Annotated in this window: 25 protein-coding genes; 19 read left to right on the forward strand and 6 right to left on the reverse strand. The window is 66.3% G+C overall.

Annotation, left to right across the window (positions count from 1 at the left end):
* The first annotated feature begins 84 nt into the window (after nucleotides 1–84).
* Both B9Y82_RS05810 and B9Y82_RS05815 read left to right on the forward strand, forming a co-directional pair.
* The gene (locus B9Y82_RS05810) at nucleotides 85–711 is read left to right on the forward strand and encodes a DUF47 domain-containing protein (protein ID WP_004152833.1); all 627 of its coding nucleotides are present in this window, start codon (nucleotides 85–87) and stop codon (nucleotides 709–711) included.
* Nucleotides 712–724: 13 nt separating this feature from the next.
* Nucleotides 725–1,846: an inorganic phosphate transporter gene (locus tag B9Y82_RS05815; RefSeq protein WP_014036730.1), complete on the forward strand. Its 1,122-nt coding sequence runs from the start codon at nucleotides 725–727 to the stop codon at nucleotides 1,844–1,846.
* Nucleotides 1,847–2,160: 314 nt separating this feature from the next.
* Here B9Y82_RS05815 and B9Y82_RS05820 read toward each other — a convergent pair whose 3' ends face one another.
* The 3 genes from B9Y82_RS05820 to parE form a co-directional block, all read right to left on the reverse strand.
* A complete protein-coding gene (locus tag B9Y82_RS05820) occupies nucleotides 2,161–3,657 on the reverse strand; it encodes a S10 family peptidase (RefSeq protein ID WP_100471900.1) in 1,497 nt (498 codons plus the stop codon).
* A 110-nt stretch (nucleotides 3,658–3,767) separates the two neighbouring features.
* A complete protein-coding gene (locus B9Y82_RS05825) occupies nucleotides 3,768–4,346 on the reverse strand; it encodes a GNAT family N-acetyltransferase (protein WP_100471901.1) in 579 nt (192 codons plus the stop codon).
* 148 nt (nucleotides 4,347–4,494) lie between these two features.
* Nucleotides 4,495–6,384 carry a DNA topoisomerase IV subunit B gene (parE, locus tag B9Y82_RS05830; protein ID WP_100471902.1) on the reverse strand — a complete coding sequence of 630 codons (1,890 nt, stop codon included), beginning with the start codon at nucleotides 6,382–6,384 and terminating at the stop codon, nucleotides 4,495–4,497.
* A gap of 172 nt (nucleotides 6,385–6,556) precedes the next feature.
* On the opposite strand from parE, the gene B9Y82_RS05835 reads away from it, so the two are divergent.
* The 10 genes from B9Y82_RS05835 to truD all read left to right on the forward strand — a co-directional run bounded on the left by B9Y82_RS05835 (nucleotide 6,557) and on the right by truD (nucleotide 14,450).
* Entirely contained in the window at nucleotides 6,557–6,790 is a 234-nt protein-coding gene (locus B9Y82_RS05835; protein WP_014036734.1) for a hypothetical protein, read from the forward strand.
* Nucleotides 6,791–7,190: 400 nt separating this feature from the next.
* The gene (locus B9Y82_RS05840) at nucleotides 7,191–8,855 is read left to right on the forward strand and encodes a CTP synthase (RefSeq protein WP_014036735.1); all 1,665 of its coding nucleotides are present in this window, start codon (nucleotides 7,191–7,193) and stop codon (nucleotides 8,853–8,855) included.
* 89 nt (nucleotides 8,856–8,944) lie between these two features.
* Complete coding sequence (gene kdsA / locus B9Y82_RS05845) at nucleotides 8,945–9,775, forward strand: 3-deoxy-8-phosphooctulonate synthase (RefSeq protein WP_100471903.1); 831 nt, start codon at nucleotides 8,945–8,947, stop codon at nucleotides 9,773–9,775.
* Nucleotides 9,772–10,119 (forward strand): hypothetical protein, encoded by a 348-nt coding sequence (locus B9Y82_RS05850; protein ID WP_100471904.1) that lies wholly within the window; start codon nucleotides 9,772–9,774, stop codon nucleotides 10,117–10,119. The genes kdsA and B9Y82_RS05850 overlap by 4 nt, the downstream gene beginning before the upstream one ends.
* Nucleotides 10,119–10,448 (forward strand): hypothetical protein, encoded by a 330-nt coding sequence (locus tag B9Y82_RS05855; RefSeq protein ID WP_100471905.1) that lies wholly within the window; start codon nucleotides 10,119–10,121, stop codon nucleotides 10,446–10,448. Before B9Y82_RS05850 ends, B9Y82_RS05855 begins: the two co-directional genes overlap by 1 nt.
* A 96-nt stretch (nucleotides 10,449–10,544) precedes the next feature.
* Nucleotides 10,545–11,837 (forward strand): phosphopyruvate hydratase, encoded by a 1,293-nt coding sequence (gene eno / locus B9Y82_RS05860; protein WP_100471906.1) that lies wholly within the window; start codon nucleotides 10,545–10,547, stop codon nucleotides 11,835–11,837.
* A gap of 4 nt (nucleotides 11,838–11,841) precedes the next feature.
* Nucleotides 11,842–12,195 carry a cell division protein FtsB gene (gene ftsB / locus B9Y82_RS05865; protein WP_100471907.1) on the forward strand — a complete coding sequence of 118 codons (354 nt, stop codon included), beginning with the start codon at nucleotides 11,842–11,844 and terminating at the stop codon, nucleotides 12,193–12,195.
* Nucleotides 12,192–12,890 (forward strand): 2-C-methyl-D-erythritol 4-phosphate cytidylyltransferase, encoded by a 699-nt coding sequence (ispD, locus tag B9Y82_RS05870; RefSeq protein ID WP_100471908.1) that lies wholly within the window; start codon nucleotides 12,192–12,194, stop codon nucleotides 12,888–12,890. The genes ftsB and ispD overlap by 4 nt, the downstream gene beginning before the upstream one ends.
* 34 nt (nucleotides 12,891–12,924) lie before the next feature.
* Complete coding sequence (ispF, locus tag B9Y82_RS05875; RefSeq protein ID WP_094000066.1) at nucleotides 12,925–13,422, forward strand: 2-C-methyl-D-erythritol 2,4-cyclodiphosphate synthase; 498 nt, start codon at nucleotides 12,925–12,927, stop codon at nucleotides 13,420–13,422.
* The gene (truD, locus tag B9Y82_RS05880) at nucleotides 13,419–14,450 is read left to right on the forward strand and encodes a tRNA pseudouridine(13) synthase TruD (RefSeq protein ID WP_100471909.1); all 1,032 of its coding nucleotides are present in this window, start codon (nucleotides 13,419–13,421) and stop codon (nucleotides 14,448–14,450) included. Before ispF ends, truD begins: the two co-directional genes overlap by 4 nt.
* Nucleotides 14,451–14,518: 68 nt before the next feature.
* Here truD and B9Y82_RS05885 read toward each other — a convergent pair whose 3' ends face one another.
* A complete protein-coding gene (locus tag B9Y82_RS05885; protein ID WP_014036743.1) occupies nucleotides 14,519–15,058 on the reverse strand; it encodes a Smr/MutS family protein in 540 nt (179 codons plus the stop codon).
* Nucleotides 15,059–15,268: 210 nt separating this feature from the next.
* On the opposite strand from B9Y82_RS05885, the gene surE reads away from it, so the two are divergent.
* From surE to B9Y82_RS05910, 5 genes are all read left to right on the forward strand, one after another.
* Nucleotides 15,269–16,048, forward strand: coding sequence for a 5'/3'-nucleotidase SurE (gene surE, locus B9Y82_RS05890; RefSeq protein ID WP_010485979.1), 780 nt, complete (start codon nucleotides 15,269–15,271; stop codon nucleotides 16,046–16,048).
* Complete coding sequence (locus tag B9Y82_RS05895; RefSeq protein ID WP_100471910.1) at nucleotides 16,045–16,722, forward strand: protein-L-isoaspartate(D-aspartate) O-methyltransferase; 678 nt, start codon at nucleotides 16,045–16,047, stop codon at nucleotides 16,720–16,722. Before surE ends, B9Y82_RS05895 begins: the two co-directional genes overlap by 4 nt.
* 18 nt (nucleotides 16,723–16,740) lie before the next feature.
* Nucleotides 16,741–17,355 carry a YqaA family protein gene (locus B9Y82_RS05900; RefSeq protein WP_100471911.1) on the forward strand — a complete coding sequence of 205 codons (615 nt, stop codon included), beginning with the start codon at nucleotides 16,741–16,743 and terminating at the stop codon, nucleotides 17,353–17,355.
* Nucleotides 17,352–18,137 (forward strand): peptidoglycan DD-metalloendopeptidase family protein, encoded by a 786-nt coding sequence (locus B9Y82_RS05905; protein ID WP_100471912.1) that lies wholly within the window; start codon nucleotides 17,352–17,354, stop codon nucleotides 18,135–18,137. Before B9Y82_RS05900 ends, B9Y82_RS05905 begins: the two co-directional genes overlap by 4 nt.
* A gap of 328 nt (nucleotides 18,138–18,465) precedes the next feature.
* Nucleotides 18,466–18,954 carry a hypothetical protein gene (locus B9Y82_RS05910; protein ID WP_100471913.1) on the forward strand — a complete coding sequence of 163 codons (489 nt, stop codon included), beginning with the start codon at nucleotides 18,466–18,468 and terminating at the stop codon, nucleotides 18,952–18,954.
* A gap of 27 nt (nucleotides 18,955–18,981) precedes the next feature.
* Here the strand turns inward: B9Y82_RS05910 and B9Y82_RS05915 are convergent, their stop codons facing one another.
* Together B9Y82_RS05915 and yhbY are read right to left on the reverse strand one after the other, a co-directional pair.
* Nucleotides 18,982–19,356, reverse strand: a complete 375-nt coding sequence (locus B9Y82_RS05915) for an Mth938-like domain-containing protein (protein WP_100471914.1) — start codon at nucleotides 19,354–19,356, stop codon at nucleotides 18,982–18,984.
* A gap of 13 nt (nucleotides 19,357–19,369) precedes the next feature.
* Nucleotides 19,370–19,675, reverse strand: a complete 306-nt coding sequence (gene yhbY, locus B9Y82_RS05920) for a ribosome assembly RNA-binding protein YhbY (protein ID WP_004152868.1) — start codon at nucleotides 19,673–19,675, stop codon at nucleotides 19,370–19,372.
* Between the two features lie 65 nt (nucleotides 19,676–19,740).
* Between yhbY and rlmE the strand changes: the two genes are divergently transcribed.
* Both rlmE and ftsH read left to right on the forward strand, forming a co-directional pair.
* Nucleotides 19,741–20,373, forward strand: coding sequence for a 23S rRNA (uridine(2552)-2'-O)-methyltransferase RlmE (rlmE, locus tag B9Y82_RS05925; RefSeq protein ID WP_005409014.1), 633 nt, complete (start codon nucleotides 19,741–19,743; stop codon nucleotides 20,371–20,373).
* 69 nt (nucleotides 20,374–20,442) lie between these two features.
* Entirely contained in the window at nucleotides 20,443–22,377 is a 1,935-nt protein-coding gene (ftsH, locus tag B9Y82_RS05930; protein WP_162292081.1) for an ATP-dependent zinc metalloprotease FtsH, read from the forward strand.
* The last annotated feature ends 47 nt before the right edge of the window (nucleotides 22,378–22,424 follow it).

A 22,424-nucleotide genomic window follows, 5' to 3' on the forward strand; every position in this document is an offset into this window, starting at 1 on the left:
GGGGCGGGGATACCCGAGATGGTCATCTAGCCGTCATAATTCCGTCTGGTGCCGTCCTTCCCGCGACGGCTGACAGGTTTCTCAATGTTCTCTCTGCAGACCATTTTCGGTTCCGGCAAACAGTTCTACACCCTGCTCGATGAGGCTGCCGTCGCGGCTTCCGATGCTGCCAAGGCGCTGCATTCCATGCTGCGCGAGGCCGACCGCCAGCCTGCGCTGGATGCTTTCAAGCTGGCCCGCCTGCGCGAACGCGCGGCCTCGGACAAGATCAGCCAGGCGCTGGTGGACAGCTTCATGACCCCGATCGAGCGCGAAGACATCGAAGCGCTGGGCTCGGCGCTGTACAAGATTCCCAAGCAGATCGAGAAGTTCGCCGATCGCTATTCGCTGGCCACGACCCACCTGGAGCACATCGACTTCGCGCCGCGCGCGGCGATGCTGGAACAGGCTGCCGGCGTGGTGGTGGAGATGGTGGCCGACCTGCGCCACATGAACCTGGACCGGATGACCGCGCTCAACGAGAAGCTGCGCTCGCTGGAGAACGAAGCCGACCGCCTGATGCTCGAGCTGTACCGCGACATCTATTCGGGCCGCCTGGACAACCTGCAGATGTTCCTGCTGAAGGAATTCTTCGAGATCCTGGAAAAGGCCATCGACCGTTGCCGCGAGGCCGGCGTGGTGGCGTACCAGATCGTGTTGAAGAACAGCTGACGGACGCCGCCGCATGTTGACCCTTGTCCTGGTGGTGATCCTGGCCGCGCTCGTCTTCGAGTTCATCAACGGCTTCCACGACACCGCCAACTCCATTGCCACCGTGGTGGCGACCAAGGTGCTCTCGCCCGGCTGGGCGGTGATGCTGGCCGCCTTCATGAACCTCATCGGTGCACTGACCGGTACCGCGGTGGCGCTGACCATCGCCTCGGGCCTGCTCAACACCAACGTGGTGGACGTCACCCCGCAGGTGATCCTGTGCGCCCTGCTGGGCGGCATCATCTGGAACCTGATCACCTGGTGGAAGGGCCTTCCGTCCTCGTCCTCGCACGCACTGATCGGTGGCCTCTGCGGCGCCGGCCTGGCCGCCGCCCACAACAACTGGGACGCACTGATCTGGTCCGAGCGCCTGGGCAGCTGGGCACAGAACAAGGGCCTGCTGTGGAAGGTGTTCGTGCCGATGATCACCTCGCCGATCGCCGGTTTCCTGCTTGGCATCGTGGTGATGGTGCTGCTCTGGGCGCTGATTGCCGGCCTGGCCAAGATCGGTGGTGCCATCGGTCGCCTGGCCCGTCCGCGCATCGTCAATGCCTTCTTCGGCAAGGCGCAGATCGCCTCGGCGGCCTACATGGGCTTTGCCCACGGCCACAACGACGCGCAGAAGACCATGGGCATCATCGCCATGACCCTGATCGGTGCCGAAGCGACCGGCGCACTGAATGACCTGCCGTCCTGGCTGGCCTTCATGCACCCGGACGCGCATGCCGGTGACGGCATCGCCATGTGGATCGTGCTGACCTGTGCGGTGGTGATGGCCGCCGGTACCGCATCGGGCGGCTGGAAGATCATCAAGACCCTGGGTCACAAGATGGTCAAGCTGCACCCGATCCACGGCTTCGCTGCGGAGACCAGCTCGGCCACCATCCTGACCCTGGCCGCCCACTTCGGCATGCCGGTCTCGACAACGCACAGCATTTCCACCGCGATCATGGGCGTTGGCTTCGCCAAGAACCCGCGCTCGCTGAAGTTCGGCGTGATCGAGCGCATCGTCTGGGCCTGGATCCTGACCATCCCGGCGGCAGGCGGCTGTGCCTACCTGATCCTGAAGCTGTTCGAACTGTTCGGCTGGACCTGATCGCCACGCCAAGGTTGCAACCGAAAAAGCCCGCCGGATACCGGCGGGCTTTTTTCATGGCCAGAGAATTTTCCGCATCCAGCATGCTGACCAACGGTCGGCACCCACCAACAGCAGCAGGAACCTGTCAGCGGCGGGGTGGGGTGGGGTGGGGTGGGGATGCAGGACCGTTGGCGCCATGGATGGCGCCATCGAGCCCCCGGGCTGGGTTTACGGCGTGTCCTGCATCCCCGCCTCGCCAGCGCATGGAAACCCGGATTTTGACGTTGCCGTTGATCCAGCGGGTGCCGGGCCGCAGGCCCGGCCGCACCCCCTCAATTACGCTGGAACAACGCCTGCACATCCCTGCGGAACGCCGCCTGGCTGTCGGCCCGGCTGTAGAACATGTGCCCCCCCGGATAACTGCGCACCTGCACCCGGTCCGGATTGCTGCCCATCGTCGGCATCTGGTCCACGGTCAGGATCGAGCCCATGAACGGGCACGACAGGTCGTTCCAGCCATGCACGATCAGCACCTGCAGGTGCGGATCGATCGCCACCGCCTGGCGCAGCTGGGTCACCGCGCCCTGGCGCAGCTCGCCATTGCGGTCCCACAGCCGGTTCACGTCGTAGTTCAGCGCCTGGTAGCGCGCATCCACTTTCCAGCCAACCACCCGCGTCACGAAGTCGACCATCGCCGTGGTGGTCGGCGCAATGATGCTGTCCAGCAGCGGATCGTTGGCGCGCTGCTCCGGATCGTTCGGGAACGGATCGAATGCGGTCACGTTGGAGTCGTAGCGGCTGCCCAGCGTGCCCTTGTCGCGGAATACTTCACGCAGGTAGGCCTGGGTTTCCAGGCGCCCGCCAGCGCGGCGCACGAACTGGGGGTCCAGTCCGGTCAGCTCGGTCACCCGGCGCAGCATCGCCTCGGTCGCCTGCGGATCGCTGCGGCCCTTCATCAACGCGGTGGCGTAGTCGCCACGGGTGTAGTCCACCACCTCGCGCATCGCCGCATCGGTCAGCTTGCCCTGGCGCTCCAGGTGCGCTGCAGCGATCGACGGCAACGTCTGCATCCACGCCATCGGCGAGACGTCGGCGTTGTCTTCCAGGGTCGGGCTCAGGTAGGGCGACACCAGCACCAGGCCGTTCATCGCCACGCCCAGCCGGGTCTGCAGGAAGTGGGTGATGCGTGGGCCACGGTAGCCACCGTAGCTCTCGCCAGTCAGGTACTTGCGCGAGGCCATGCGTTGGTTGCGAAGCAGCCAGTCGTAGATCGAGCGCGACAGGTACTCGATGTCGGCGCTGGGGTTGTAGAGTGCCTTCTTGGCTTCATCGTCGCCGATGCGCGCGCGGCTGAAGCCGGTACCGACCGGGTCGATGAACACCAGATCGGTGAAGTCCAGCCAGGTGCCCGGGTTGTCGTGCAGGGTGGCCGGCGCCGAGGCGCTGTCACCCTCGGAGCCGAAGGTCACTACCTTGGGCCCGATCGCGCCCATGTTGAGGTAGACCGACGACGCACCGGGGCCACCATTGAGCGCAAAGGTCACCGGCCGGTCCTTGCCCGGCATCGTGTAGGCGGTGAACACCACGTCGGCGATCACCTTGCCCTTGGCATCGCGTACCGGCAGGGTGCCGACGGTGGCGGTGTAGTCGAGGGTGCGGCCGGCCAGGCGCATGCTCTGGCGGGCCGACGCATCGGCGGGTAGCGCGGGCGCTTCGGTCTTGTCGTCTTTCGGATCGGGCTTGGCCTCGGCGTCAGGCGCGGCCAGCGCGCTGGCTGGGGCGATGAGCAGGCCGACGCAGAGCGCGGCAGTATGCAGCAGGGACTTCATGGCACCGGATCGGCAGCGGAAGGGGGTTCCGATGCTAGGTCGGTTGCGGCCCATGCCGTATGTGTCCAAAGGCATGGCCGGGCGTTGAGGCCGCTAATGGCCAGATCGGGTCAAGCGGGCAGGGTGGTTGCCGCTTCGTCATCGGCCAGCAGGCCATAGACGGCCGAGTCGGCCAGTTGCCCCTGGATGCGCCAGCGCTGGCGCAGCACCCCCTCGCAGTGGAAGCCCAGGCGTTCGAGTACGCGTGCGGAGGGCGCATTGCGCGGGTCGATCTCGGCTTCCACGCGATGCAGCTGCAGGGTGCGGAACAGGTAGGCCAGCACTTGTTGCAGGGCCTCGTGCATGTAGCCCTGGCCCTGGCGATCGGGTGCCAGCAGGTAGCCGATCTCGGCGCGCGCTGCCTCGCGGTCCACCGCGAATACCACGCAGATGCCCAGCAGCGGACCCTCCAGCGACTCGCGCACCGCCAGCTTCAGCTGGGTGCCGATGGCATGGGCGGCGAGGTCATCGTCGATCTGCTCGCGCGCTTCGGCCTGTCGCGTCCAGGCCGGATGGTTCCACCAGCGCATCACGTCCGGGTTGGACTGCAGCGTGAAAAGCGCGGCGGCGTCGTCACTGCGGATCGGGCTCAGGACCAGCCGTGCACTGTGCAGCGGCAGGCCGGGGAACAGCAGCGAGTGGCTGGCCAATATGGTGATCCACACGGATGGACGCGCATTATGCCGCCGCTGGGTTTGCCGATGGGGGCGGATGGCCCCGAGGGGGCATGAACCGCAGTGCCGGGCAAAGGGGTCGGCGCCGTTTCCAGGCAGGAAACGGATCCGACCCCGCGCCGGATCAGACCTCCAGGGAGGCGAGGTCGCCCTTCGACTCCAGCCAGCCCTTGCGGTCGGACGCGCGCTTCTTGGCCAGCAGCATGTCCATCAGCGAACGGGTCTGCTCGCCATCGTCCACCGTCAGTTGCACCAGGCGGCGCGTATCCGGGTGGATGGTGGATTCACGCAGCTGCGGCGGGTTCATCTCGCCCAGGCCCTTGAAGCGGGTCACGTTGATCGCGCCCTTGATCTTCTCGCGCTCAATCCTGTCCAGCATCGTGCGCTTCTCTTCCTCGTCCAGGGCGTAGAACACCTGCTTGCCCACGTCGATGCGGAACAGCGGCGGCATCGCCACGAACACATGCCCGGCATCGACCAGCGCGGGGAAATGCTTGAGGAACAGCGCGGTGAGCAGGGTGGCGATGTGCAGGCCGTCGGAGTCCGCGTCGGCCAGGATGATGACCTTGCCGTAGCGCAGGCCGGTGATGTCGTCCTTGCCGGGATCGCAACCGATGGCGATGGCCAGGTTGTGCACTTCTTCCGAGGCCAGCACGCTGTTGGACGAGACTTCCCAGGTGTTCAGGATCTTGCCGCGCAACGGCATGATTGCCTGGAAATCCTTGTCCCGTGCCTGCTTGGCGCTGCCACCTGCCGAGTCACCTTCCACCAGGAACAGTTCGGTGCGCGACAGGTCCTGGCTGATGCAGTCGGCCAGCTTGCCGGGCAGGGCAGGGCCTTGCGTGACCTTCTTGCGGACGACCAGCTTCTCGGTCTTCAGGCGCGCACTGGCGCGTTCGATGGCGATCTGCGCGATCTTCTCGCCCAGTTCCACGTTCTGGTTCAGCAGCAGGCTGAAGGCATCGTGCGCGGCGCCCTCGACAAAGCCGGCGGCCTGGCGAGAGGACAGGCGTTCCTTGGTCTGGCCGCTGAACTGTGGGTCGGTCATCTTCAGCGACAGCACGAACGACACACGGTCCCACACGTCTTCCGGAGCCAGCTTGACGCCGCGCGGCAGCAGGTTGCGGAAGTCGCAGAACTCGCGCAGTGCCTCGGTCAGGCCGGTACGCAGGCCGTTGACGTGGGTGCCATGCTGGGCGGTGGGAATCAGGTTGACGTAGCTTTCCTGGACCAGCTCACCTTCCGGCAGCCAGGCCACGGCCCAGTCCACCACTTCGGTGTCCTTCTTCAGGTTGCCGACGAACAGGTCGGCCGGCAGCGATTCGCGCTCGCCCAGTTCGAGCTTCAGGTAATCGCGCAAGCCGTCTTCGTAGTACCAGGTATCGACTTCACCGGTGGCTTCGTCGGTCAGCTTGACGGTCAGGCCCGGGCACAGCACGGCCTTGGCGCGCAGCAGGTGCTTCAACGCGCGCACCGCGAACTTCGGCGTATCGAAGTACTTCGGGTCCGGCCAGAAGCGCACGCGGGTACCGGTGTTCTTCTTGCCGACGGTGCCGACCACTTCCAGCGGCGTGGCGCGGTCGCCATTGCGGAAGGTGATGCGATGTTCGGCACCTTCGCGCTTGATGTGCACTTCCACCAGGGTCGACAGCGCGTTGACCACGCTGACGCCGACGCCGTGCAGGCCGCCGGAGAAGGTGTAGTTGTTGTTGCTGAACTTGCCGCCGGCATGCAGGCGGGTCAGGATCAGCTCGACGCCCGGGATCTTCTCTTCCGGGTGGATGTCCACCGGCATGCCGCGTCCGTCATCGCTGACCTCCACGCTGCCGTCCTTGTACAGGGTGATCTCGATCGAGCGGGCGTGGCCGGCGAGGGCCTCGTCCACCGAGTTGTCGATCACTTCCTGCGCCAGGTGGTTCGGGCGCGCGGTGTCGGTATACATGCCGGGACGGCGCTTGACCGGGTCAAGGCCGGACAGGACTTCAATATCGGCGGCGTTATAGCGGGCGTTCATCTATCTTCTAAAGCGCGGTGCGACGCGCAAGTGTGCGGTCTGGACGGGGAATTTGCACGCCTGCGGTTCAGCCTCGGCGCCGGGGAGGGGGTAAAATGGCAGCCGCTGGAATCTGAACGCCGGCGACCCCCGTTGGGTTGAAACGTCCAAGCCATACCGCGAGGAGGACTCCATGAAGAAGTTGCTGACCATTGCAATCCTGGCCGCTGCCGCCGTTGCAGTGCCGCTGGTGGTGGCGCAGAACGCCGGCCAGCCGGCCCCGCAGCAGGGTGACCAGGCCGACAAGGCGCAGGCCGAGGCCGATGCCAAGGCCAAGCGTCGTGCCCAGGCCAATGCCGAGATGAAGGCGCAGGGCCAGCCGGCCCCGCAGAAGGAAGAAGAGGAAGAGGCGCGGAAGAAGCGCTGATCCCGCAACCTGCCAGGCGCCCTTGCCACAAGGGTTGCGCACCGGAACGCCCCGCCCAGCGGGGCGTTTTTTGTTGGATCGGCCGTACAAGCCCCTTGGGTTGGCGGCCATCAATCTGTAAACTATGGCTTTCCGGGAGTAAGTGCGTGTCCACCATTTGCGAATGGGCTGGAGCGGCCAAGCGTGGCTTCCAGCATGGCGGGTCGCAGGTGACGGTCGATTTGACCGGCACGGCCGCCCCGACCTCGCACGATGGTCCCCGTCCGGCGCCTGCCGCCGCACGGATCGGCACCTCCCTCGCTGTCCCAGCGAACCGGAAAACCCCTTCCGAGCACCATGCCCGCCCCCTGGGTGCGCGTGGTGCTGCCGTTTTCCATTTCCAGACAGGATGCTTGCAGCCATGACTCCCTTGATTTTCGTAACCGGCGGCGTGGTGTCCTCGCTCGGCAAAGGCATTGCCGCCGCGTCGCTGGCCGCCATTCTCGAAGCCCGTGGCCTGAAGGTCACGATGATGAAGCTCGACCCGTACATCAACGTCGATCCGGGCACCATGAGCCCGTTCCAGCACGGTGAGGTCTATGTCACCGACGACGGCGCCGAGACCGACCTCGACCTTGGCCACTACGAGCGCTTCGTGCGCACCCGCCTGAGCCGCAAGAACTCGGTCACCACCGGCCGCATCTACGAGAACGTCATCCGCAAGGAGCGCCGCGGCGACTACCTGGGCGCGACCGTGCAGGTCATTCCGCACATCACCGATGAGATCCGCCGCTGCATCGATGAAGCCACCGAAGGCTATGACGTGGCGCTGGTCGAGATCGGTGGCACTGTCGGCGACATCGAGTCGCTGCCGTTCCTGGAGGCGATCCGCCAGGTGCGCACCGAGCGTGGCCCGGAGAAGGCGCTGTTCATGCACCTCACCCTGGTGCCGTACATCGGCGCCGCCGGCGAGCTGAAGACCAAGCCGACCCAGCACTCGGTGAAGGAACTGCGCTCGATCGGCATCCAGCCGGACGTGCTGCTGTGCCGTTCCGAGCAGGCGGTGCCGGACTCGGAGCGCCGCAAGATCGCCCAGTTCACCAACGTTTCCGAGCGCGCGGTGATCAGCGTGCCGGACGTGGACGTGCTGTACCGCATTCCGTCGGGCCTGCACGCGCAGGGCCTGGACGAGATCGTGGTCAACCAGCTGAAGCTGGCCGACAAGGCCGGCCCGGTCGATCTGTCGATGTGGGAAGACGCAGTCGATGCGACCCTGCACCCGCTGGACGAAGTGACCATCGCCGTGGTCGGCAAGTACGTCGACCACCAGGACGCCTACAAGTCGGTCGGCGAAGCACTGAAGCACGGCGGCCTGCGCCAGCGCACCAAGGTCAACCTGAAGTGGCTGGAAGCACAGGACCTGGAAGGCACCGACATGGCCGCACTGGCTGATGTCGACGGCATCCTGGTGCCGGGTGGCTTCGGTGACCGGGGCTTCGAAGGCAAGGTGCTGACCTCGAAGTTCGCCCGCGAGCAGCACGTGCCGTACTTCGGCATCTGCTATGGCATGCAGGCGGCGGTGGTCGATTACGCGCGCAACGTGGTCGGCCTGGAAGGCGCCAACAGCACCGAGAACGACCGCCAGTCGCCGAACCCGGTGATCGGCCTGATCACCGAATGGCGCACCGCCACCGGCGATGTCGAAAAGCGCGACGACAAGAGCGACCTGGGTGGCACCATGCGCCTGGGCCTGCAGGAGCAGCGCCTGAAGCCGGGCACGCTGGCCCGTGAGCTGTACGGCAAGGACGTGGTCGCCGAGCGCCACCGCCACCGTTATGAGTTCAACAACCGCTACCGCACCCAGCTGGAAGATGCGGGCCTGGTGATTGCCGGCAAGTCGATGGACGACACCCTGGTGGAAGTGGTCGAGCTGCCTCGCGATGCGCATCCGTGGTTCCTGGCCTGCCAGGCGCACCCGGAGTTCCTGTCCACGCCGCGTGATGGCCACCCGCTGTTCATCGGTTTCATTCGTGCCGCGCGCGAGCGCAAGGCCGGCGGCAAGCTGCTCCAGGAAGCCCGCGCCTGACTTGTGATGGGAGCCGCCGGCCCCCATCTTGCACGCTTCAACCCCCAGCGCGCCGGCCCGGCCGGTGCCGCGGACAACAAGGAAACGCCATGAAACTGTGTGGATTCGAGGTCGGGCTGGACCAGCCCCTGTTCCTGATCGCCGGCCCCTGCGTGATCGAGTCGATGCAGCTGCAGCTCGATACCGCCGGCAAGCTGAAGGAAGTCACCGGCAAGCTCGGCGTCAACTTCATCTTCAAGTCCAGCTTCGACAAGGCCAACCGCACCTCGGGCACCGCGTTCCGCGGCCCGGGCATGGAAGAGGGCCTGAAGGTCCTGGCCGAGGTCAAGAAGCAGATCGGCGTGCCGGTGCTGACCGACGTCCACGAATACACCCCGATGGACGAAGTGGCTTCGGTGGTGGACGTGCTGCAGACCCCGGCGTTCCTGGTCCGCCAGACCGACTTCATCCGCAAGGTGTGCTCGGCTGGCAAGCCGGTCAACATCAAGAAGGGCCAGTTCCTGGCGCCGTGGGACATGAAGCCGGTGGTGGAGAAGGCCAAGGCCACCGGCAACGAGCAGATCATGGTCTGCGAGCGCGGTGCCAGCTTCGGCTACAACAACCTCGTTAGTGACATGCGCTCGCTGGCGGTGATGCGCGATACAGGTTGCCCGGTGGTGTTCGACGCCACCCATTCGGTGCAGCTGCCAGGCGGGCAGGGCACCAGTTCCGGTGGCCAGCGCGAGCACGTACCGGTGCTGGCCCGCGCTGCCGTGGCGGTGGGCATCTCCGGCCTGTTCGCCGAGACCCATCCGGACCCGTCCAAGGCCCTGTCCGATGGCCCCAATGCATGGCCGCTGGACCAGATGGAAGCGCTGCTCGAGACCCTGATGGAGCTTGATGCGGTGACCAAGAAGCACGGCTTCTCACGCTTCGCGTGAGTCGTGACCCGTGGCTGGCGCTGGAGGCCCAGCGTCATCGCCGGCACTGGAAACAGTGGCCGTGGGGCCTGATCGCGCTGGGCCTGGCCGTGCTGTTCACTGTGGGCATGTTCGGCCTGCTCCTGATCGGCGCTGCGTCGGTGCGGCCCCCGGGTGATGGCAGCAGCACGCTCGATCTGCGGGCGTACTTCATTGCGCTGCTGGTCGCAGAGCTGCTCGGTGCCGCGGGATGCATCGCTGCCGCTGTGCTGGCCTGGCGACTGAATCGCGGCAAGGTGGCGGCTGGCCTGGCGATCATCCTGCTCTCGCTGTGGCTGGGCGTCCTGTTCTACGGGGTGATTTGATGAATACGAGCGCGGTGGCGCGCGGATGGCCCTGGGGCCTGATCGCGCTGGGGCTGTCCGTGTTGACCTGGATGGCCCTGGTTGTGGGCGTGCTGGCCTTCACGTCCGGTTTCCGGCCGCCGGGGGACGGAAACAACAGTGATCAGGCCACGCAGTGGTGGTTGCTGGGTGCGCTGGTCACGATGGTGCTGTCCTTTCTGGGTAGCCCGGTAGCGATGGTGTTGGCCTGGCGGCGACGACGTGGCCCCATCCTGGCGGCGATTGCCGGTGCGTTGCTGGTGATGCTGGTGTCGATGGTCCTGATCGTGATCGGGTCCAGCTGGGGCTGATGCCGCCCAGGCCATTTGGCAAGTGGCGGGCAGCCGGGGATAATCACGCGGCATTCGTTTTGTCGCCCCCTCTCCAGACAGGTAACCGGCCCGACCATGAGTACGATCCGCAGCATCCACGCCCGTGAAATCCTCGACAGCCGTGGCAACCCCACGCTGGAAGCCGAAGTCATCCTGGAGGACGGTTCGTTCGGTCGTGCCGCGGTTCCCTCCGGCGCCTCGACCGGCACCAAGGAAGCGGTCGAGCTGCGTGACGGCGACAAGACCCGTTACCTGGGCAAGGGCGTGCGCAAGGCCGTGGACAACGTCAACGGTGCCATCGCCGCCGCGCTGAAGGGCATGGACGCGTCCGACCAGGCTGCCCTGGATCGCCGTCTGATCGATCTTGACGGCACCGAGAACAAGGGCCGCCTGGGCGCCAATGCACTGCTGGGTGTTTCGATGGCCACCGCGCACGCCGCCGCCGCCTCCAGCAAGCAGGCGCTGTGGCAGTACCTGGCAGGCAAGACCGGCGTCACCCCGTCGCTGCCGGTGCCGATGATGAACATCATCAACGGCGGCGCGCACGCCGACAACAACGTCGACTTCCAGGAGTTCATGGTGCTGCCGGTGGGCTTCACCTCGTTCTCGGAGGCACTGCGTGCCGGTACCGAAATTTTCCACTCGCTGAAGTCGGTGCTGAAGGGCCACGGCCTGAGCACGGCGGTCGGCGACGAAGGCGGCTTCGCGCCGGACTTCCGCAGCAACGTCGAAGCGCTCGACACCATCCTCGAAGCGATCGGCAAGGCCGGATACACCGCCGGTGAAGACGTACTGCTGGGCCTGGACGTGGCTTCCAGCGAGTTCTTCGAGAACGGCAAGTACAATCTGGTCGGCGAGAACAAGCGCCTGACCTCCGAGCAGTTCGTGGATTTCCTCGCCGATTGGGCGGCGCAGTACCCGATCATCACGATTGAAGATGGCCTGGCCGAGAACGACTGGGCCGGCTGGAAGCTGCTGACCGACCGCATCGGCAAGAAGGTGCAGCTGGTGGGTGACGACCTGTTCGTGACCAACCCGAAGATCTTCCAGGAAGGCATCGACTCGGGCACTGCCAACGCGATCCTGATCAAGGTCAACCAGATCGGCACCCTCAGCGAAACCCTGGAAGCGATCGCCATGGCGGATCGCGCCGGCTACGCCGCCGTGGTCTCGCATCGCTCGGGCGAAACCGAAGACACCACCATCGCCGATATTGCTGTGGCCACCACCGCCACACAGATCAAGACCGGCTCGCTGTGCCGCAGCGATCGCGTGGCGAAGTACAACCAGCTGCTGCGCATCGAGGAAGCTCTCGGGGCCGGCGCGCGTTACGCCGGTCGTGACGCGTTCGTTTCGCTGAAGCGCTGAGCCGATGCGCGACTGGCGCTGGATGCTGCTGGTGCTGGCCCTGTTGCTGGGCTGGCTGCAGTACCGCTTCTGGTTCGGTCCGGGCAATTCGGGTGAAGTGATGATGCTCGAAGCCCAGGTGGCCAACCAGGAGCGGGACAATGAGGGTCTGCAGCAGCGCAACGACGCGCTGGCTGCCGAAGTGAAGGACCTCAAGGAAGGCCAGTCTGCCATCGAGGAGCGCGCGCGCAGCGAGCTGGGCATGATCAAGCCCGGCGAGAAGTTCTATCGCGTGGTCGAGGATGCGCCGGTCCATCCGGCGCAGCCTGCGGCGGGCGTCAGTGCCCAGGCCGGCGAACACCCGGCGGACGTCCCATGAGCGCGGCGATCTGGGTGGTGGTTCCGGCCGCCGGCCGTGGCACCCGCTTCGGCGCGCCGCTGCCCAAGCAGTACCTGCAGGCGGGCGGGCAGATCCTGCTCGCCCACACCCTGGACGCACTGCTGGCGCATCCGGCCGTGGCTGGGGCGATGGTGGTGATCGGCCAGGACGACGCTGACTGGCCGGGCTGGAATGAGTGGTCAGGCAAGCCGGTGCTGACCTGCATTGGCGGCGCGACCCGTGCCGCCTCGGTGCTGGCCGGGCTGCAGGCGTTGCCGGATACCGTGCGTGCCGATGAGTTCGTTCTGGTCCACGATGCCGCGCGCCCGAACCTGTCGCTGGCCGATCTCGGTCGTCTGCTTGAAGTGGGTCGTGCCGATCCGGTCGGGGCGATCCTGGCCGCACCGGTGCGTGACACCCTCAAGCGCGCCGGCGACGACGGCGGCATCGACGGTACCGAGCCACGCGAGCGCCTGTGGCGGGCGCTGACGCCGCAGCTGTTCCGGCGCCACCAGCTCAGCCGTGCGCTGGCTGAAGCCGCCGCTGCCGGTGTTGATGCCACCGACGAAGCCATGGCCATGGAGCGCCAGGGACAGCGCCCGCTGCTGGTCGAAGGCAGCGAGGACAACTTCAAGGTCACCACACCGGCCGATCTGGACCGGTTCGAATTCGTACTTTCCCGCCGCGCCGGCTGACCGTCCGCGTGGCCCTGTAGCAAGGGTTGCATCCATGAGCACCGCACCGTTCCCGCCCGTCCGCATCGGCCAGGGCTACGACGTCCATGCCTTCGGTGAAGGCGACCACATCATGCTCGGCGGAGTGAATGTGCCGCACAGCTGTGGCGTGCTCGCACACAGCGACGGCGACGTCATCTTGCATGCCCTGTGCGATGCCATGCTCGGCGCGCTGGCGCTGGGGGACATCGGCCAGCACTTCCCGCCGAGTGACGATCGCTGGAAGGGCGCCGACAGCAGTGACTTCGTGCGCCACTGCGACAGCCTGCTGCGTGAGCGCGGCTGGCGCGTTGGCAACACCGACATCACCGTGATCTGCGAGCGACCCAAGGTTGGCCCGCATGCACTGGCGATGCGCGAGCGCATCGGCGGGCTGCTGCAGCTGCCGATGGACGCGGTCAGCGTCAAGGCCACTACCTCGGAAAAGCTCGGCTTCACCGGCCGCGGTGAAGGCATCGCCGCACAAGCGGTGGTCCTGCTGGTGGCGGCATGATCCCGGTTCCGCTTGCGTTCGGTGCGCCGTTGCTGACGGCGCGCATCCGCACCACGCCGGAAGATTTCCAGGTCGACGAGCTGCCGGCCTTCGAAGCCACCGGCGAAGGCGAACACCTGCTGCTGCACATCCGCAAGCGTGGTGCCAACACCGTGCATGTGGCAAAGGTGCTGGCCCAGTGGGCCGGCCTGCCGGAAATGGCGGTGAGCTATGCAGGGATGAAAGACCGCCATGCGGTCACCACCCAGCGTTTCAGCGTGCACCTGCCCAAGCGCATTGCGCCGGACCTGGCCGAGCTGGCCAGTGACGAGATCGAAGTGATCGAAGCGACCTGGCACAACCGCAAGCTGCAGCGCGGCGCACTGGCTGGCAACCGCTTCAAGCTGGTGCTGCGCGAAGTGCAGGGCGATGCTGCAGCGATCAGCGAACGCCTGCAGCAGATTGCCGGGCGTGGCCTGCCGAACTGGTTCGGCGAGCAGCGCTTCGGTCGCGACGGTGGCAACGTGCCGGCGGCACTGGCGATGTTCGGTGGCCGCCGTATGCGCAAGGACCAGCGTTCGCTGCTGCTGTCAGCCGCCCGCTCGGCGTTGTTCAACCGCGTGCTGGCCGCACGCGTGGAGCAGGGCAGCTGGGACCAGCCGCTGGATGGCGAAGTGTGGATGCTCGATGGCAGCCGCAGCGTGTTCGGTCCCGAGCCGTACACCGATGTGCTGGCCGAGCGCCTGGCGCGTTTCGACATCCACCCCAGTGCGCCGCTGTGGGGCGAGGGCGAACTGCGCAGCACCGGCGCGGCACGTGAGCTGGAACTGGCCGCGCTGGACGACGAAGAGTCGCAGGCGCTGCGGGCCGGCCTGGAAGACGCGCGCCTGAAGCAGGAGCGCCGCGCGCTGCGCCTGCGCCCGGCGCTGCTGCAGCACCAGTGGCTGGCCGGTGACGTGCTGGAACTGTCGTTCGCGCTGCCGCCAGGCTGCTACGCCACCGCCGTGCTGCACGAACTCGGCCCGGTCGAAGACGCCTCGCAGGCCTGACAGAAAAAGGGGACGGAGGGAATTAAGTCGTTTGTGCACAAACGACTTAATTCCCTCCGTCCCCTTTTTCATCTACGCGCCAGCAGTACCAGTACCGCACCGGTGCCGCCTTGTCCGGTGGGCGCCGAATGGAATGCCAGCACGTCATTGCGCAGCCGCAGCAGGCGATCGACCAGGTTCTTCAGCACCGGCGCACCGCCATCGGACTGCAATCCCTTGCCGTGGATGATGCGCACGCAGCCATATTCGTGTGCATGTGCTTCCAGCAGGAACTGGCGCAGCAGGGCTTCGGCCTGCGCGGCGGTAGCGCCGTGCAGGTCCAGCTCGTCCTGCACCGAATACTGGCCGCGCTTGAGGCGCTGGAACAGGCGTGGTGGCAGGTTGTCGCGGCGATAGCTGGCCACGTCGCCGGCTTCCAGCGGCGTGCTGTCGCGCAGCAGCCGGGCGAATTCGCCGGCGGCTTCGGCCTCGTCACGTTCGGCCATGCGCGCGCGCGGCTTCGGCCGGGGCGCGGCAGGCGCCGGCTCGGCATCCTTGCGCAGCGGCGTCACTTCGCCGATGGCCGCACGGAACAATGCGGCCGGATCTTCGTCTTCAGGGTGCGACATGCGCACAGGGTAAACCCGCCGGCGCATCTCTGCCTATGACGGTTCGATGTCGGTCATGACCGCCGACAGGGTAGGACCGGCGGCTCGCATGCGGCACAATAGACGATGCCCTTGCAGGGTCGACGGCTTCCGCAGGGGAGTACGGCGGTCCCGCCCACACTGCACGGTGATGGAATCGAATTCTTGGAAAATCAAGCGGTTAAATCGAAGATGCGAATCCTGGTCAGCAATGACGATGGTGTCGACGCCGCAGGCATCCGGATGCTTGCCTCGGTTCTGCGCGAGGCCGGTCATGAAGTCACGGTGGTCGCGCCCGACCGTGATCGCTCCGGCGCCAGCAACTCGCTGACCCTGGACCTGCCGATCCGCCTCAAGCGCATCGACCATTACACCGTCTCGGTGGCCGGTACCCCGACCGACTGCGTGCACCTTGCGCTGACCGGGCTGCTCGAGTTCGAACCTGACATTGTCGTGTCCGGCATCAACAATGCCGCCAACCTCGGGGATGACGTGATCTATTCCGGCACGGTCTCGGCGGCGATGGAAGGCCGCTTCCTCGGGCTGCCGGCGGTGGCGGTCTCGCTGGTTACCCGCAACCACGATCCGAAGCATTTCGAGACCGCCGCGCGCGCCGCAGTGGAGATCGTTGCCCGGCTCAAGGCGGATCCGCTGCCGGCCGACACCATTCTCAACGTCAACGTGCCTGATCTGCCGTGGAGCGAGGTCAAGGGCTTCGAGGTCACCCGACTCGGCAACCGCCATCGCGCCGAAGGCTGCATCGCGCAGAAGGACCCGCGCGGCAACGAGGTGTACTGGATCGGCCCGGCCGGCCGTGAGCAGGATTCCGGCCCCGGCACCGATTTCCACGCGGTGCGCACCGGGCACATCTCGATCACTCCGATCCAGGTGGACCTGACCCGCTACCAGGCGCTGGAGAAGGTCGCCAGCTGGGTGGGCGGCCTCAGCGCCGCGCTGGACCAGCCGGCATGAGCCCACGCCTGCGACTGCAGCCGGAAGCCGTTGGTATCGGCATGACCTCGCAACGCGTGCGTGATCGCCTGGTCGATCGCCTGCGTGAAGCGGGCATCGCCGACGAATCGACCTTGAATGCGATCCGGGTGGTGCCGCGCCATCTGTTCATCGACGAGGCACTGGCGTCACGGGCCTACGAAGACACCGCACTGCCGATCGGCCATGGCCAGACCATTTCGCAACCCTGGGTGGTTGCGCGGATGACCGAGGCGGTCCTGCAGGTGGCACCGAAGCGGGTGCTGGAAGTTGGCACCGGTTCCGGTTACCAGGCGGCCATCCTCGGTGCGCTGGGCCTGGAGGTCTACACCGTGGAGCGCATCGGCGATCTGCTGCGCCAGGCCCGCAAGCGCTTCCGTGCGCTGGGTATGAACATCCGCACCAAGCATGACGACGGCCGCGTCGGCTGGGCCGAGCACGGTCCGTTCGATGCCATCGTGGTTACTGCGGCGGCACCGGCATTGGTCGACGCACTGATCGAGCAGCTGGCCGAGGGCGGCCGGCTGGTGGCGCCGGTCGGGGGCCCCGGGGCGCAGTCGCTGGTACAGCTGGACCGCAAGGCCGACGGCAGCATCGAACAACACGTGCTGGCGCCGGTCACGTTCGTGCCGCTGCTGTCTGGCATGCTCGACTAATCCACGGAGCAGGGTTGCATGAAGATTTTCGGGCCGCTGTACGAGCGGGCGATGAAGTGGGCGGCGCACGAGCGCGCGCCGACCTACCTGACCGTATTGAGCTTCTTCGAAGCGATCATCTTCCCGGTGATGCCGGAGGTGATGCTGGCACCCATGTGCGTGGCCCAGCCCAAGCGCGGCTGGTGGTTCGCCACCCTCAGCCTGGCCGGCTCGATGGTCGGCGCGCTGGTCGGCTACGCGCTGGGTCACTATGCCTTCGAGGCGATCAAGCCGCTGTTCGAGGCGCTGGGCATGCTGCCGGCGATCGAGCAGGGCATCACCACCGTGCAGGCGAAGATGGCCGAGTCGCCGTGGGCGGTGTTCACCTTCCTGGTGCTGGGCGGCTTCATGCCCATTCCAATGAAGGTTTTCACGTGGGCATCGGGTATCGTCGGGGTACCGATGCCGCAGTACCTGTTGAGCATGCTGATCGGTCGCGGCAAGCGCGTGTTCGTGCTGGCCGCGGTCATCCGTATCGGTGGTGTGCGTGCCGAAGCGGCATTGCGTCGCTGGATTGAACCGCTGGGCTGGATCGCCACCGCGCTGGTGGTGGTGCTGATCGCCTGGCTTGTATGGAGGTCGAAGTTCGCATGAGTCCTGATCGTCTGAGCAAGGGAGTGCGCATCGGCGCGCTGGCGTTGCTGGTTTCCACCCTGGCCGCCTGCGGTACCGCCACTGTGGTTCGTCCTGGTGGTGGCAGCCCCGGCGGTGGTGTGACCACGCCGAAGACTTCGGTGCCCAAGCCCGGGCAGACCGTGGTGGTGCGCAAGGGGGACACCATCTATGCGCTGGCCCGCATCCATGACATCACTCCGGCTGACCTGATCGCCTGGAACAGCCTGGACAATCCTTCGACCATCTACCCCGGCCAGGTGATCCGCCTGTACCCGCCGGGTGCGGGCAGCGGTCGTGCGCCGACCACGGTGGTCACCCCGCCGCGCTCGGGTGGCAGCAGCGCCGGCAGCACCGCGCCGACCACGGCGCCGACTGGGCCGGTGAAGAGCAACATCGCCTGGCGCTGGCCGGCCGATGGCGCGATCGTCGGGCGCTACGTTGCAGGCGACGCGACCAAGCAGGGCGTGGACATCGCCGGCACCAGCGGCCAGGCGGTCAAGGCTACCGCCAACGGTGTGGTGGTGTATTCCGGTGCCGGCCTGGTCGGCTACGGCGAGCTGATCATCATCAAGCACAGCGACCAGTGGCTGTCGGCCTATGGCCACAACCGCAAGCGGCTGGTGAATGAAGGGCAGAGCGTGAAGGCCGGCGAGCAGATCGCCGAGATGGGCCGCACCGGTGCGAACCGCGACATGGTCCACTTCGAGATCCGCTACAACGGCAAGCCGGTCGACCCGCAGCAATACCTGCCGGCGCGTTGATCGCCGATTCGCCATCTGGGCGGATCCCCGGCCCGGCGCAGCGCGCCGGGCGTTCGCCGGCGGCGCGGCCCATGGCCCGCAAGCGCCGTCGGCTCACCCGCTACAACGGCAAGCCGGTCGACCCGCAGCAGTACCTGCCGGCGCGTTGACAACGTTGGATCTGGTATCGCCGGGCATTGCCCGGCGTTCCTGACCTGTAGCGTCGAGCCGTGCTCGACTCGGGTACCGGAGAGATGCGGTCATTTGCGATCTTGTGTGTCGCAGGCTCACCTTCACGGCGAATGAAAGACCCGGCATTCTTGAGCGGTTCCATCCGCTCCGGTGCCCCATGTTCCGCTTTGCTTCCACTCTCGCACTGCTCATCGTCGCGCCGCTGGCCGCAGCAGCCAGCGATCCGCGTGACGTGGTCACCCGTCTCTACGACGCGCTCCAGGCGCCGACTTCGAACGAAGCGGCCATTCCGTCACTGCTGGGCGATGCCCTGCGCTCAGCCTTGGACGCGCAGAGCGCTTACGAGCGGACCTGTGCCGCGTTGGCCGCGCACGACGAGAAGCCGCATATGCTCGACCAGAGTCCGTATCTGCTGGCGCCGGATCGACCGGAAACGATATCCGTGGGAATGCCCGGATCGAGCGGTGACGCCACCTGGATCCGCGTCGACATGGCGGTGGGCGACCATCGTTGGACCGACCGGGTCCTGCTGCAGCGGAAGGACCCGGACTGGAAGATCATGGATATCCGCTGGGGGCAGGGCGGCAGCCTGATCGGACGGCTGCAGCAGTTTTCGGCCTTCCGCTGCACGCCTTCGGGCGGCTAGCGCCGGGACGCGCCCGGCGACCCGAACTCAGCCTTCCAGGATGAAGGCGGCCGCGACCTTGCGGCCTTCGCCGGCCAGGATGTTGAAGGTGCGTGCGGCGGCTGGGTTGTTCATCACTTCCAGGCCGATCCCGCGTGACAGGCAGGCGGCCATCACCACCGCCGGCGGGAACACCTGGCGGTCACCGGTGCCGAGCACGATCAGTGCCGGATTCAGCGCCAGGATCGGCTCCAGGTCCGACAGTTGCAGTGCAGCGGCACTCGCCACCGGCCAGTGCGTGACCAGCTGGTCCGGGGTCAGGAAAAAGCTGCTGCCCAGCACCTGGTCGTTGACCTTGGCCGAGCGGCCATCGGCGGCGCGCAGGCTGTAGGCGTAGTCAGGTGGTTCGTGGTTCAGCTGCATGACGTCAGGGCGATCAGCCGCGCGGCAGCACGATCTGGCGCTGTTCCTTGCTCGGGCGGTACAGCACGGCAACGTGGCCGATGCGCTGCACCAGCGCGCTTTCGGTGGCTTCGACGATCTCGCCGATCATCACGTCACGGGCGTCGCGATCCTCGGCAGCGACCTTCACCTTGACCAGTTCGTGGCGCTCCAGCACTTCGTTCAGCTCCGCGATGAAGGCCGGGGTCACGCCCTTGCCGCCGGTCTGCAGCAGGGCCTTCAGGTCGTGGGCTTGGCCGCGCAGGAAACGGGTCTGGGAGGCGGTCAGGGCGATGGACATGCAGGAAAACACGGTTGAATGGGGCGATCAGGGTATCATGAGGACCCCATCAGCCCCTATTTTCAATGGCTACCCGCAGCAAAAGCAGCCAGCGCTGGCTCAAGGAACACTTCTCCGACCCCTTCGTGAAGAAGGCGCAGGCCGAAGGCATGCGCTCGCGCGCCGCCTACAAGCTCGAGGAGCTGCTCGAACGTGACCGGTTGCTGAAGCCACACATGGTGGTGGTCGACCTCGGCGCGGCGCCGGGTGGCTGGTCTCAGCAGGTTCGGAGACAGATTGGCGACACCGGCCGCGTGCTGGCCCTGGACATCCTGGACATGCCGCCCCTGGCCGGCGTGGAGTTCCTTCATGGTGACTTCAGGGAAGAAGCCGTCCTATCGCAGTTTGAAGCCATGCTCGGGGATCAGCCGGTAGACCTTGTGCTGTCGGACATGGCCCCCAATAAGAGTGGTGTGGGCGCGGTCGACCAGCCGCGGATGATGCACCTGGCGGAGCTGGCCCTGGATTTTGCCGACAACCACCTGAAGACCGGTGGGGCATTCCTGATCAAGCTGTTCCAGGGCGAAGGTTTTGACGACTACGTGCGCGACATGCGCCGCCGGTACGACAAGGTCTCCATCCGCAAGCCGGAAGCCTCGCGCAAGCGCTCTCCCGAGGTGTATGCCTTGGGTCAGGGAAAACGCGCCCACATGAAGTAAGCTCGTAACGTACGCAAGTTCGACCCCAACGCAACGCCAGCACTGAGAGGAACACCGGAGCCAATGAGGATGAACGACTTGACCAAGAACCTCCTGCTATGGGTGGTCGTCGCCGTCGTGCTGATGGTGGTCTTCCAGAGCTTCTCGCCCAAGACCTCCGGGGCTGGGGCGCAGGGTGCGTCGTACTCGCAATTCCTGGACCAGGTGGACAGCGGCAACGTGCAGAAGGTCGCCTTCGGCGGCGATATGCGCGGCGGCACCAGCCAGCTGACCTACACCACCCGGGGTGGGCAGTCGTCCACCATCACCGCACCGTTCGATCGTGACCTGATCAACGTGCTGCGCACCAAGAACGTGGAAATCGTGCAGGAGGAGCCGTCCAGCGGCATCTCGCTGGGCGCGATCCTGATGAATTTCCTGCCGGTCATCCTGATCATCGGCTTCTGGTTGTTCATCATGCGCCAGATGCAGGGCGGTGGCGGCGGTGCCAAGGGCGCGATGTCCTTCGGCAAGTCGCGCGCCAAGCTGCAGGGCGAAGACCAGATCAAGGTCACCTTCGCCGACGTCGCCGGCTGCGACGAGGCCAAGGAAGAAGTGGGCGAGCTGGTCGACTTCCTGCGCGACCCGTCCAAGTTCACCAAGCTGGGCGGCAAGATTCCGCGCGGCGTGCTGATGGTGGGCCCGCCGGGTACCGGCAAGACGCTGCTGGCCAAGGCCATCGCCGGCGAAGCCAAGGTGCCGTTCTTCTCGATCTCCGGTTCGGACTTCGTGGAAATGTTCGTGGGTGTGGGCGCCAGCCGTGTGCGCGACATGTTCGAGCAGGCCAAGAAGCATGCCCCCTGCATCATCTTCATCGACGAAATCGACGCCGTCGGTCGCCACCGTGGTGCCGGTCTGGGCGGCGGTCATGACGAGCGCGAGCAGACCCTGAACCAGTTGCTGGTCGAGATGGACGGTTTTGAAGGTGGCGAGGGCGTGATCGTGATCGCCGCGACCAACCGTCCGGACGTGCTGGATCCGGCACTGCTGCGTCCGGGCCGTTTCGATCGCCAGGTCGTGGTCGGCCTGCCGGACGTGAAGGGCCGCGAGCACATCCTGAAGGTGCACATGCGCAAGCTGCCGTTGGCCGACGACGTCGAGCCGATGGTGATCGCGCGCGGTACCCCGGGCTTCTCCGGTGCGGATCTGGCCAACCTCTGCAACGAGGCCGCCCTGTTCGCAGCGCGTGGCAACGAGAAGGAAGTCCGGATGGACCACTTCGACCGTGCCCGCGACAAGATCCTGATGGGCGCCGAGCGCCGCTCGATGGCCATGAGCGAGGACGAGAAGACCCTGACCGCTTACCACGAAGCCGGCCATGCCATCGTCGGCCGCCTGGTGCCTGAGCATGACCCGGTCTACAAGGTCACCATCATTCCGCGCGGCCGTGCGCTGGGCGTGACCATGTACCTGCCGGAGGGCGACAAGTACTCGATGAACCGCGTGGCGATCCAGTCGCAGCTGTGCTCGCTGTACGGTGGCCGCGTCGCTGAAGAGCTGATCTTCGGCGAGGACAAGGTCACCACCGGTGCCTCCAACGATATCGAGCGTGCCACCAAGATGGCCCGCAACATGGTCACCAAGTGGGGCCTGTCCGAGCAGCTCGGCCCGATCGCCTATGGCGAAGAGGACGATGAAGTGTTCCTGGGCCGCTCGGTCACCCAGCACAAGAGTGTGTCCAACGACACGGCGCGCCGCATCGACGAGGAAGTACGCAACATCCTCGACAAGGCCTACGCCCGCACCACGCAGCTGCTGACCGACAACATCGACAAGCTGCATGCGATGTCGCAGCTGCTGCTGCAGTACGAGACCATCGACGCGCCGCAGATCGATGCCATCATGGAAGGCCGCGATCCGCCGCCGCCGGCCGGCTGGAACAAGTCGAACAAGGACGGTGGCAACGACAAGGGCGGCGACGCCCGTCCGCTGCCACCGATCGCAGGCCCGGCCGAGTCGCACTGACGGCCCGCTGCACGTGACACCAGACGAGGCCGGGGCAACCCGGCTTC

Origin of the sequence: Stenotrophomonas maltophilia (assembly GCF_002799155.1) — a bacterium.
Taxonomy (GTDB): Bacteria; Pseudomonadota; Gammaproteobacteria; order Xanthomonadales; family Xanthomonadaceae; genus Stenotrophomonas; species Stenotrophomonas maltophilia_R.

What these genes read in the sequence shown, in the direction of transcription:
- B9Y82_RS05810 (WP_004152833.1), top strand. Translation starts at nt 85, where the DNA reads ATGTTCTCTCTGCAGACCATTTTCGGTTCCGGCAAACAGTTCTACACC.
- B9Y82_RS05815 (WP_014036730.1), top strand. Translation starts at nt 725, where the DNA reads ATGTTGACCCTTGTCCTGGTGGTGATCCTGGCCGCGCTCGTCTTCGAG.
- B9Y82_RS05820 (WP_100471900.1), bottom strand. Translation starts at nt 3,657, where the DNA reads ATGAAGTCCCTGCTGCATACTGCCGCGCTCTGCGTCGGCCTGCTCATC.
- parE (WP_100471902.1), bottom strand. Translation starts at nt 6,384, where the DNA reads ATGAACGCCCGCTATAACGCCGCCGATATTGAAGTCCTGTCCGGCCTT.
- B9Y82_RS05835 (WP_014036734.1), top strand. Translation starts at nt 6,557, where the DNA reads ATGAAGAAGTTGCTGACCATTGCAATCCTGGCCGCTGCCGCCGTTGCA.
- B9Y82_RS05840 (WP_014036735.1), top strand. Translation starts at nt 7,191, where the DNA reads ATGACTCCCTTGATTTTCGTAACCGGCGGCGTGGTGTCCTCGCTCGGC.
- kdsA (WP_100471903.1), top strand. Translation starts at nt 8,945, where the DNA reads ATGAAACTGTGTGGATTCGAGGTCGGGCTGGACCAGCCCCTGTTCCTG.
- B9Y82_RS05855 (WP_100471905.1), top strand. Translation starts at nt 10,119, where the DNA reads ATGAATACGAGCGCGGTGGCGCGCGGATGGCCCTGGGGCCTGATCGCG.
- eno (WP_100471906.1), top strand. Translation starts at nt 10,545, where the DNA reads ATGAGTACGATCCGCAGCATCCACGCCCGTGAAATCCTCGACAGCCGT.
- ftsB (WP_100471907.1), top strand. Translation starts at nt 11,842, where the DNA reads ATGCGCGACTGGCGCTGGATGCTGCTGGTGCTGGCCCTGTTGCTGGGC.
- ispD (WP_100471908.1), top strand. Translation starts at nt 12,192, where the DNA reads ATGAGCGCGGCGATCTGGGTGGTGGTTCCGGCCGCCGGCCGTGGCACC.
- ispF (WP_094000066.1), top strand. Translation starts at nt 12,925, where the DNA reads ATGAGCACCGCACCGTTCCCGCCCGTCCGCATCGGCCAGGGCTACGAC.
- truD (WP_100471909.1), top strand. Translation starts at nt 13,419, where the DNA reads ATGATCCCGGTTCCGCTTGCGTTCGGTGCGCCGTTGCTGACGGCGCGC.
- B9Y82_RS05885 (WP_014036743.1), bottom strand. Translation starts at nt 15,058, where the DNA reads ATGTCGCACCCTGAAGACGAAGATCCGGCCGCATTGTTCCGTGCGGCC.
- surE (WP_010485979.1), top strand. Translation starts at nt 15,269, where the DNA reads ATGCGAATCCTGGTCAGCAATGACGATGGTGTCGACGCCGCAGGCATC.
- B9Y82_RS05895 (WP_100471910.1), top strand. Translation starts at nt 16,045, where the DNA reads ATGAGCCCACGCCTGCGACTGCAGCCGGAAGCCGTTGGTATCGGCATG.
- B9Y82_RS05900 (WP_100471911.1), top strand. Translation starts at nt 16,741, where the DNA reads ATGAAGATTTTCGGGCCGCTGTACGAGCGGGCGATGAAGTGGGCGGCG.
- B9Y82_RS05905 (WP_100471912.1), top strand. Translation starts at nt 17,352, where the DNA reads ATGAGTCCTGATCGTCTGAGCAAGGGAGTGCGCATCGGCGCGCTGGCG.
- B9Y82_RS05910 (WP_100471913.1), top strand. Translation starts at nt 18,466, where the DNA reads ATGTTCCGCTTTGCTTCCACTCTCGCACTGCTCATCGTCGCGCCGCTG.
- B9Y82_RS05915 (WP_100471914.1), bottom strand. Translation starts at nt 19,356, where the DNA reads ATGCAGCTGAACCACGAACCACCTGACTACGCCTACAGCCTGCGCGCC.
- yhbY (WP_004152868.1), bottom strand. Translation starts at nt 19,675, where the DNA reads ATGTCCATCGCCCTGACCGCCTCCCAGACCCGTTTCCTGCGCGGCCAA.
- rlmE (WP_005409014.1), top strand. Translation starts at nt 19,741, where the DNA reads ATGGCTACCCGCAGCAAAAGCAGCCAGCGCTGGCTCAAGGAACACTTC.
- ftsH (WP_162292081.1), top strand. Translation starts at nt 20,443, where the DNA reads ATGAACGACTTGACCAAGAACCTCCTGCTATGGGTGGTCGTCGCCGTC.